Below are 7,814 nucleotides of genomic sequence, written 5' to 3'. Positions count from 1 at the left end.
GCCCCGTTGACTGAACGAACTCTAGAGATTGCCCAGTTCAATGGGCGGATGAAGGCATCGAGCACTACGGTCACCGGTCGTGATGAACGATGCTCCCCGACGAGATTTGGCGGCCCTGGTGGTTCCCCGGTGGGGTCGGCTGGTGGAGACCGGCGACCGGTACGAGCCCTACCGGCTGGTCGATCCCGACGGAGCGGCCGTCGAGGCGGTCGCCGTCTACTTCCAGGAGTTGCTGGCTGCGGGGAAAGCGCCGTCAACGGTTCGCTCTTACGGGATGGATCTGCTGCGGTGGTGGCGGTTCCTGCAGGCCGTGGACATTTCGTGGGACCGGGCGACCCGTAGGGAGGCCCGGGACTTCAGCTGCTGGATCCAGGAGACCGTCAAACCCAGGAAGATCAAGGCCCAGGGCCCGCGAGCGGTAGGGGGAGCCGGTGCCGCGAACCCAGTGACCGGGAAGCCGTCGACCGGATCCGGATACGCTCCGGCCACCGTCGTGCACAGCGAGACGGTCCTGCGCCGGTTCTACGATGTGCACCGTGATGCAGGGACCGGCCCAATACTCAACCCGTTCCCGCTGGATCTGTCCCGTCGCTCTGGGCGGGCTCACGCGCACCACAATCCGATGGACGGCTGGAGGCCCGAGCGGGTGGGCCGCTACCGGCCGAGCCTGCCGCGGCGGATCCCGCGATCGATTCCAGAAGCATGGTTCAACAAGCTGTTCGCGGCGCTGCCCTCCAACCGCGACCGGGCCTTGGTCGCCTTCTGGATCTCCAGCGGGGTGCGGGCTTCGGAACTGATCGGCATGCGTCAGCGCGATATCGACCCCGGCCAGCAGTTGATCAGTGTGGTGCGCAAGGGCTCGCGGGCAGTCCAGCAGGTGCCGGCATCGGCGGACGCATTCGTATGGCTGCGCCTCTATCAGCAGGAGGTACAAGGCCAGATTGCGCGAGGCCGCACCCAGCCAGTGTGGTGGACACGGCGAGACCCCATCCGACCCCTGACCTACCACGGTGCCCACCGGATGTTCGAGCGCGTCAACGCCTCGCTCGGCGCCGATTGGACCCTTCATGATCTGCGGCACAGCGCGGCCGCCCGCATGGTGCGTGACCCGATGCTGACGCTGTCCGACGTGCAGTGGGTGCTCGGACACGCTCACCTGTCCGCCACGGAGGTATATCTGACGCCCCACAAGGACGAGGTCGTGGCGGGCGTGCTGGCGCACCACGCACGCCAGGCCCGCGAGAGCATCCAGCCGGCGCCTCTGCCGCCGGCACCGGGCTACGACCCAGCGTCGCTGGACGTTCTGTTCGGGCGCTCGTCATGACGGCCGTCGTCAAGCACGCGACGCGCAAGCCGCTGGAGATCACGAACGCGACCGCGGAGCAGGCCCGGGCGCGGAACAGCCGGCTGCGGGAGCAGTTCCCTCCCCGGACCGCGGAACGGTGGTGGTCGCAGACCGCGCAGTCGTCCGAGGAGACGCTGCGACACCTGACGGCGCCGCCGTTCCTCCCCGCGGCGAACGGCACCCGAGCCGGACGCCGCCGTGGGGTGACCAAGCTCCTGCACTGGCTGTCGAGCCAGCCCGGCGATACGTGGCAGCAGCGCTGGATGGCCACGGGGGCCGAAGGCTTGTGCGGAGCCGCCTGGGTGGAGCTCCCGCAGCGGTGGCTGAGCGAGCGCGGGCCCTCACCGTCGCATGACCGGGAAGACCTGACCTCCGGGCTGCTCATGCTGATCTGCGGAGACGTCATCCGTCCCGCTCTGCCGTGGATGCTCACCCGCACGCACCGGTATCTCGCCTCCGTGATGGCCGAAGTTCGAGACCCGGACGGATTCGCGCGTCTGCACCAGCTGGCCGCCGCCGGGCCGGCGAGCTCGCGCAAGGACGCCCAGATCGCCGCGACGCGGATCGCCACCCTGCTGGCCTGCAAGGGCGGACGGATCGGCGACATCACGGTCGGCGACTGCGTGGAACTCGTCGATAACCAGCGCCGGGTGCATGCCCGCGGCGGACAGAAGAAGGTCGACTTCTACCTGCGGCTGCGAGCCATGGGTATCTTCCCCGAGGATGCACCGGCCACGATCCGTGCCTTCGGGCTCGCCCTTGGCCAGTTGAGCATCGAAGAGCTGGTGGACCGCTACCCGATCCAATCCCAACCGGTACGCGACGTGATCGTGGACTATCTGCGCGAGCGCCAACCATCACTGGACTTCGCCAGTCTGGACGCGATCTCGCGCACGCTCGCGGGCTTGTTCTGGGCCCGGATCGAAGCTCTGTCACCGGGAATCGACTCACTGCGGCTGCCCCCGGCGGTGGCTCTTGCTTGGAAGGACGACCTGAAGGTCAAGAAGCGCGCCGTCGTCGGTTCCGACGGCAAGAGCGTCGAGGTCACCAGCCCTCGGCTCAACGCCAAGGACGAACTCATGCGCGTCCGAGCGTTCTACCTCGACATCGCGCAATGGGCGGCCGAGGAACCGGCCCGCTGGGGGCCATGGGCCGTGCCCTGCCCGATCAGCGATGACGAGATCCACAAGGCAAAGGAACGCAAGAGGCGCAAAGCCCGGATGGACCAGCGCACCCGCGAGCGGCTGCCCGTCCTACCCATCCTGGTCAGCACCACCGACCGGCGGCGCCGCGAAGCCGCCGGCCTGCTCCAGGCGGCGGGAGACACCGAGCCCGGAGCTCTGATCCCCGGCACCGGCGGGGCTCTGCGCAGAGCCATCGCTCCGAAAGCCGCAGGCCACCTCATCTGGGCCGAGGAGATCTCCAGCGGGCGCCGACGGAACCTGACCTATGAAGAAGAGGAAGCGTTCTGGGCGTTCGCCACGATCGAGGTCCTGCGCCTGACCGGCGTTCGCAACGAGGAACTCCTGGAACTCACACATCACAGCGTCACCCAGTACCGACTGCCGTCCACCGGCGAGGTCGTGCCGCTGCTGCAAATCGCCCCGTCCAAGACCGACACCGAGCGGCTCCTGCTGGTCAGCCCAGGACTCGCAGACGTCCTCAGTGCCATCATCAGCCGACTGCGCGGCCTCAGCGGTGCGGTTCCTCTGGTGGCCGCCTATGACGTCCGTGAGAAGGTCTGGAACCCGCCGATGCCGCTGCTGTTCCAGCGCGGTATCGGCTCCGAACACCGCGCTTTCACGCCGACCGCGATCCGCAAGCTGCTGATCAATGCGCTGGCCGCCACCGGGCTGACCAACGCTGACGGTGAAGCACTGTCCTTCTCTCCTCACGACTTCCGAAGGATCTTCGTCACCGACGCCATCATGAACGGACTGCCCCCGCACATTGCCCAGGTGATCTGCGGTCACAAGAACATTGACACCACGATCGGATACAAGGCGGTCTACCCCGTCGAGACGATCGAGGCCCACCGGGCGTTCATCGCCCGTCGGCGGGCATCCCGTCCCAGCGAGGAGTACCGGATCCCGACGGAGGAGGAGTGGGACGCCTTCCTGGCCCACTTCGAGAAGCGGAAGGTGTCCATCGGCACTTGCGCACGCGCCTTCGGATCTCCCTGCATCCATGAGCACGCTTGTGTCAGATGCTCGCTCCTCCGGCCTGACCCGGCCCAACGGGCACGGCTTGCCGAGATCCGCGACAACTTGATCGCTCGAATCGCCGAAGCTGAGAGGGAAGGCTGGCTCGGCGAGGTCGAAGGTCTCCAGATCAGCCTGGCTGGCGCCGAGGAGAAGCTCCGCCAGCTCGATCGGGGCCACGGGCAGCATACGGCCGTGGACCTTGGCATACCGACCACGCGTGGTGATCGATGAACCCAGGAAGGTGCGCTGCCGCCTGGCCCTCAACCAAGATCGAGAACAAGTTCAAAGAGCGTGCATCAAACACCCTTCAGAACACGATCAAGTGCCGCCCGGCCTACAGGTCCCCAGTTCGGCTTGCCGCCTGGAAGACCCCGATCTCCGTTCTGCCCCATGAGCATCAGGAAGAGGCACTTCATCGCGGCCAGCCCGCGGGCGCGCTGGATCGCCGCCTCGTCTGCATGCGCGTACATGTCGAAGAACCGTGAGGCCGTGCCCGCGGGCAGCAGCACCCATGCGGCGGCGAGGTCCCACGCTGGATCGCCGGCGAACATGCCACCGAAGTCGACGATGCCCGAGAGCGTTCCGTCCGAGACAACGACGTTCGCGGGATGGAGGTCGCCGTGCACCCACACCCTCGGGCCCTCCCACGCGGGGGCCGCAACGGCGTCGTCCCAGACGGCCCGGACGTCGGCAGCGATGTCGTCGGGGGCAACGGCCTGGAAGAAGTTCTCGAAGCCCTCCGTGCAGTTCCTGGGATGGCCACCGCGGTCCGTAGCGATCGGCGCCTCGGCGGGCGCCTCCACATGCAGTGCCCGGAGGAAACCCGCCAGCGTGTCGGCCGCGTGGTCGCCGCGGCTGATCGAGCCGTGGTCCAGCGGCTCGCCGGGAACCCACGTCATCACGGTCCAGTGCTTGGGGAAACGCTCGGACGGTTCGCCGAACCGCACCGGGGTCGGCACCGGGAGCGGCAGGCACGGGGCCAGCACAGGTAGCCACCGCCGCTCCTTGAGCTGGAGCTCCGGGGTGGGGTCCATGCGCTGCATGCGCACGGCCAACTCGTCCCCAAGGCGCCACATTTGGTTGCCCCAGCCGCCCGCCACCTCGCGGATGGCCAGTCCTGCAAGGTCTGGATGTTGCTCCTGCAGCAGGTCGCGGACCAGGTCTGCGGTGATCTCGATCTCGGTGTTGGTCATGCGAAGTCACAGTACCGAGGCGGCAGGCGGAGCGGCTCTCGCTCTCCGGAACGTCTCTAGCCGAGCCTCATCCACGCGGACGATCTACACCACCCCGACTCACGGCCTACGGGCGGCGGGCCAGCAAATGGGTGTCGAGAAAGCCCCGCTCTGTCGCTGGGTCGTGGAGCAGCCGGGCGAACGTGACGAGGCCGGCCGCAGCCAGCAGCTCGGCGAACTGGTCCGCCGGCCAGCTATAGGCGGGCGTCACCTTGTGGTCGAAGCGGACCGGCTCCGGTCCCTCGGTCCCGAAGAGGGACACCAGGAGCAGGCCCCCTGGTGCCAGGACACGCACTTGCTCGGCGAGCAGCGCGGGCAATTCTCCAGGTGGGGTGTGGATCATCGAGTAGTGGGCCAGCATTCCGCCGAGCGCGCCGTCCTCGACCGGCAGGGCTTCCATTCGTGCTTCGTCGAACCGCAGCGCCGGATGGGCCCGCCGAGCGTGGTCGACCATGGCCGGGGAGAGGTCGAGCCCGAAGGCGTCCAGCCCCAAGTTGTGCAGCATGGCCGTCAGATGACCGGGTCCGCACCCGACGTCGGCTACCCGCAGGTTCCCCGTGCCACGCACGAGCTCGGCGAAGGTGCCGATCATGTTCCGCGCGAACGGCCGCGTCTCCAACTGATCGCTGAACATCGACGCATACAAGTCGACGACCCCGTCGTAGGCCGCCCTGGTCTCGTCCTGGTGTCTTAACACGGGAAGGAAAACTAACACCCGTAACGTTCGCAGCCGTTCCCCGCCCCCATTACGGCGCTTCTGGTCACGGCTGATCGTCCCGGCACCTGATCACGGGACACTTTCCTTAGTTCAGAGAAGCCTGTGTCAGATGTCCCCTACTGCTCGTGGACCCAGCCCAGATGCCACGCCTCCAAGAGATCCACACCAACCTCATCGACCGCCTCCAGGAGGCCAAGGTCCAGGGCTGGCTCGGCGAGGTCGCCGCCATCGAGACCACCCTGGCTGCCGCCGCCCAGAAACTTCAGGCCATGCGTGAGCGTGCAACTCAGCCGTCCACTGTCCACCTCGGCATGCCCGACTTCCGCCGCGACACCGGACGAAGCAGCGCCAAGCCTGAGGAGTGAGCGCTGGCGTGTTCCGAATCATCGGCCGGCGAAATGCCGGGCCTCTCATGGAGCCGGCTCGGCAGGATGCCCGGATGGGGGTCCGAACACCTGTACTCTCACGACAGCGTCCACCCTGTGCTACACGGAGCGAAGAACAGGGTCGATCTCGGCCAGGATTTCATGCAGCTGACGAGCCGCCAGCTAAACGCGGTCGTCAGTGTCCCGCAACATCTCCTCGCACAGCTGCAGCGCGTTGTCCCGGTCCTCGGAGGAGATGCCGAACACATCGAGGATTGCGGTGTGGATCCAATCGCTGTGATTGGAGTCGGCGACTGCCAGTGCGGAGGCGACTACCGCCAACCCGATCCTGTCCTTTCGCCGAAGCACGGCTTCCGCGGTCACCCGGGTGACGAAGGTGTCACCCGGGTCGAGCACGAGTTCCAGCAATGGCCCGAGGGCCTCCTGCATCTCGGCGAAGCCTGCCAGGCCGTGACCGGCATCCGCCCGGTCACGGTAGTCGTGGCTTCGCCCGAGCTCACCGAGCGCCATGACAGCTGCATGCCGCCGGTCACTGTCCACCTGGCTGCCCACCCCTCCCGCGATTTCCGGTCAAAGTACCACCGAGACACCCTCCAGATGATCGCCGGGACAGGCCCAAGGTTCGTTCTGACGGGTCAAGGCGTCATAGGCTCCGGGACATGCACAGCACCTTGACGGAGCACGCCCGGTGTCTCTACGGAGACGAGTTCGGACCGACGCCTGAGTGCGACCTCGACCACCGGGAGCACTACTTCGTCGAGGAACTGACGTTCGCTGACGCGGATTCGATCCTCGCCATGCTCCGTGAGCTCTGCCCGCACGTGGTCGATGGTCGTCTGCCGGTCTGGGTCCGCAACCTGTCCTACCGGTTGGCGCTCCTGCAGCGACCCGATGAGCCGGCGCTGATGCGCGAGGCTGCCGAGAACTTGTGGCTGCACGGACCGGACTGGGATGGCGTCGCGGCGGACCTGACAAGGCGGGCGGATGCCCTTGAGGCCAGCTGAGTTGGGCCGCGTTGTTCATGGTGCGAGCCGGAGGCTGATCGACACCACGGTGACGGTGCGACACACCCGGATACGCCCGGACGCCGAGACTGTTGCTCACTACTTTTAGTAACTCGCTCGCGGTTGGCCCCGTCGGTCCGTGAGCTGGGTAGTTCGGATAAGCTTGCGTTCGTTGCTCGCTCCTCCGGCCGGACCCGGCACAGCGCGGCCGGTTGGAGGAGATCCGCGACAACCTCATCGCCCGCATCGCCGAGGCCGAGCGTGAGGGCTGGCTCGGCGAAGTCGAAGGACTCCAAGTCAGCCTCGCAGGCGCCGAGGAAAAGCTCGTCCAACTCGACCGTCGCCCCGCCAGCCACGGCACCGTCGACCTCGGCATCCCCACGATCACCAGCCGCGGCTCCATACCCCGCCAGCCGCTTCCGCCGGAAGAGTATTGACCCTCCACCATGACAACATGCCGATGGACCACAGAGTTCGGAGAATCGGTCAGTACCTTCTTAACGGACGTCTCGGTGTCGATGTTGAACGACCGCGGTTCCCGCGTCCAGGTCAATCCCCATGCGGGGCGGGGCGCCGTCTTGGTCGTCATCCCGCAAAACCATCTCCACCCGGCGTTGCTCCACTTGCACACGCTTGTTGGCGTTAAAGAACGCGTGGAGCTCCTCGGTGACGACGGCACCCAGGCCGAGACCGACTTGCGGTCGACGCTTGGCCAAGCGGCGGTGCAGCCAGGCTGGACGGCCCGAACGCAGTACTACCTGCCGGGCCGAGGCCATCAGGAAAGGCACAAGCACCAACACCGCCATGAATAACAAGCTTGCCGTCATGACCATGCCTACCCAACGCCCCGGAGCGGCGACCAGTTCCCTATTGCTATGCGCTCGGACTCCGAGCTCGCGCCCGTCATCGATTAGTTCAGAGAAGC

Annotated in this window: 9 protein-coding genes; 5 read left to right on the top strand and 4 right to left on the bottom strand. The window is 66.9% G+C overall.

Annotated elements, in window-relative coordinates; all coding sequences use genetic code 11:
- Positions 1–82 precede the first annotated feature (82 nt).
- Positions 83–1,324 (top strand): tyrosine-type recombinase/integrase, encoded by a 1,242-nt coding sequence (locus tag P2L57_RS39565; protein ID WP_275823405.1) that lies wholly within the window; start codon positions 83–85, stop codon positions 1,322–1,324.
- Positions 1,321–3,780 (top strand): tyrosine-type recombinase/integrase, encoded by a 2,460-nt coding sequence (locus P2L57_RS39560; protein WP_275823403.1) that lies wholly within the window; start codon positions 1,321–1,323, stop codon positions 3,778–3,780. The genes P2L57_RS39565 and P2L57_RS39560 overlap by 4 nt, the downstream gene beginning before the upstream one ends.
- A gap of 65 nt (positions 3,781–3,845) precedes the next feature.
- Here P2L57_RS39560 and P2L57_RS39555 read toward each other — a convergent pair whose 3' ends face one another.
- Positions 3,846–4,742 (bottom strand): aminoglycoside phosphotransferase family protein, encoded by an 897-nt coding sequence (locus P2L57_RS39555; RefSeq protein WP_275823401.1) that lies wholly within the window; start codon positions 4,740–4,742, stop codon positions 3,846–3,848.
- Positions 4,743–4,848: 106 nt separating this feature from the next.
- Positions 4,849–5,478, bottom strand: a complete 630-nt coding sequence (locus P2L57_RS39550; RefSeq protein ID WP_275823399.1) for a class I SAM-dependent methyltransferase — start codon at positions 5,476–5,478, stop codon at positions 4,849–4,851.
- 161 nt (positions 5,479–5,639) lie between these two features.
- Between P2L57_RS39550 and P2L57_RS39545 the strand changes: the two genes are divergently transcribed.
- Positions 5,640–5,864, top strand: a complete 225-nt coding sequence (locus P2L57_RS39545; protein ID WP_275823397.1) for a hypothetical protein — start codon at positions 5,640–5,642, stop codon at positions 5,862–5,864.
- A 183-nt stretch (positions 5,865–6,047) separates the two neighbouring features.
- Here the strand turns inward: P2L57_RS39545 and P2L57_RS39540 are convergent, their stop codons facing one another.
- Positions 6,048–6,395, bottom strand: a complete 348-nt coding sequence (locus P2L57_RS39540) for a hypothetical protein (protein WP_275823395.1) — start codon at positions 6,393–6,395, stop codon at positions 6,048–6,050.
- 149 nt (positions 6,396–6,544) lie between these two features.
- On the opposite strand from P2L57_RS39540, the gene P2L57_RS39535 reads away from it, so the two are divergent.
- Positions 6,545–6,889 (top strand): hypothetical protein, encoded by a 345-nt coding sequence (locus tag P2L57_RS39535; RefSeq protein ID WP_224284706.1) that lies wholly within the window; start codon positions 6,545–6,547, stop codon positions 6,887–6,889.
- 212 nt (positions 6,890–7,101) lie between these two features.
- Positions 7,102–7,326, top strand: coding sequence for a hypothetical protein (locus P2L57_RS39530; protein WP_275823392.1), 225 nt, complete (start codon positions 7,102–7,104; stop codon positions 7,324–7,326).
- 60 nt (positions 7,327–7,386) lie between these two features.
- Here P2L57_RS39530 and P2L57_RS39525 read toward each other — a convergent pair.
- Positions 7,387–7,814: DUF6191 domain-containing protein (locus P2L57_RS39525; RefSeq protein ID WP_275823389.1), on the bottom strand; the 428-nt coding region annotated here is incomplete at its 5' end.

This window comes from Streptantibioticus ferralitis (genome assembly GCF_029223525.1).
Classification (GTDB): domain Bacteria; phylum Actinomycetota; class Actinomycetes; order Streptomycetales; family Streptomycetaceae; genus Streptantibioticus_A; species Streptantibioticus_A ferralitis.
Note: the sequence above shows the minus strand (reverse complement) of the source record. Positions and strands in the feature narration are given on the sequence as shown.

Coding starts and splice junctions, on each gene's coding strand:
- P2L57_RS39560 (WP_275823403.1), top strand. CDS start 1,321: ATGACGGCCGTCGTCAAGCACGCGACGCGCAAGCCGCTGGAGATCACG.
- P2L57_RS39555 (WP_275823401.1), bottom strand. CDS start 4,742: ATGACCAACACCGAGATCGAGATCACCGCAGACCTGGTCCGCGACCTG.
- P2L57_RS39545 (WP_275823397.1), top strand. CDS start 5,640: ATGCCACGCCTCCAAGAGATCCACACCAACCTCATCGACCGCCTCCAG.
- P2L57_RS39565 (WP_275823405.1), top strand. CDS start 83: ATGAACGATGCTCCCCGACGAGATTTGGCGGCCCTGGTGGTTCCCCGG.
- P2L57_RS39535 (WP_224284706.1), top strand. CDS start 6,545: ATGCACAGCACCTTGACGGAGCACGCCCGGTGTCTCTACGGAGACGAG.
- P2L57_RS39540 (WP_275823395.1), bottom strand. CDS start 6,395: ATGGCGCTCGGTGAGCTCGGGCGAAGCCACGACTACCGTGACCGGGCG.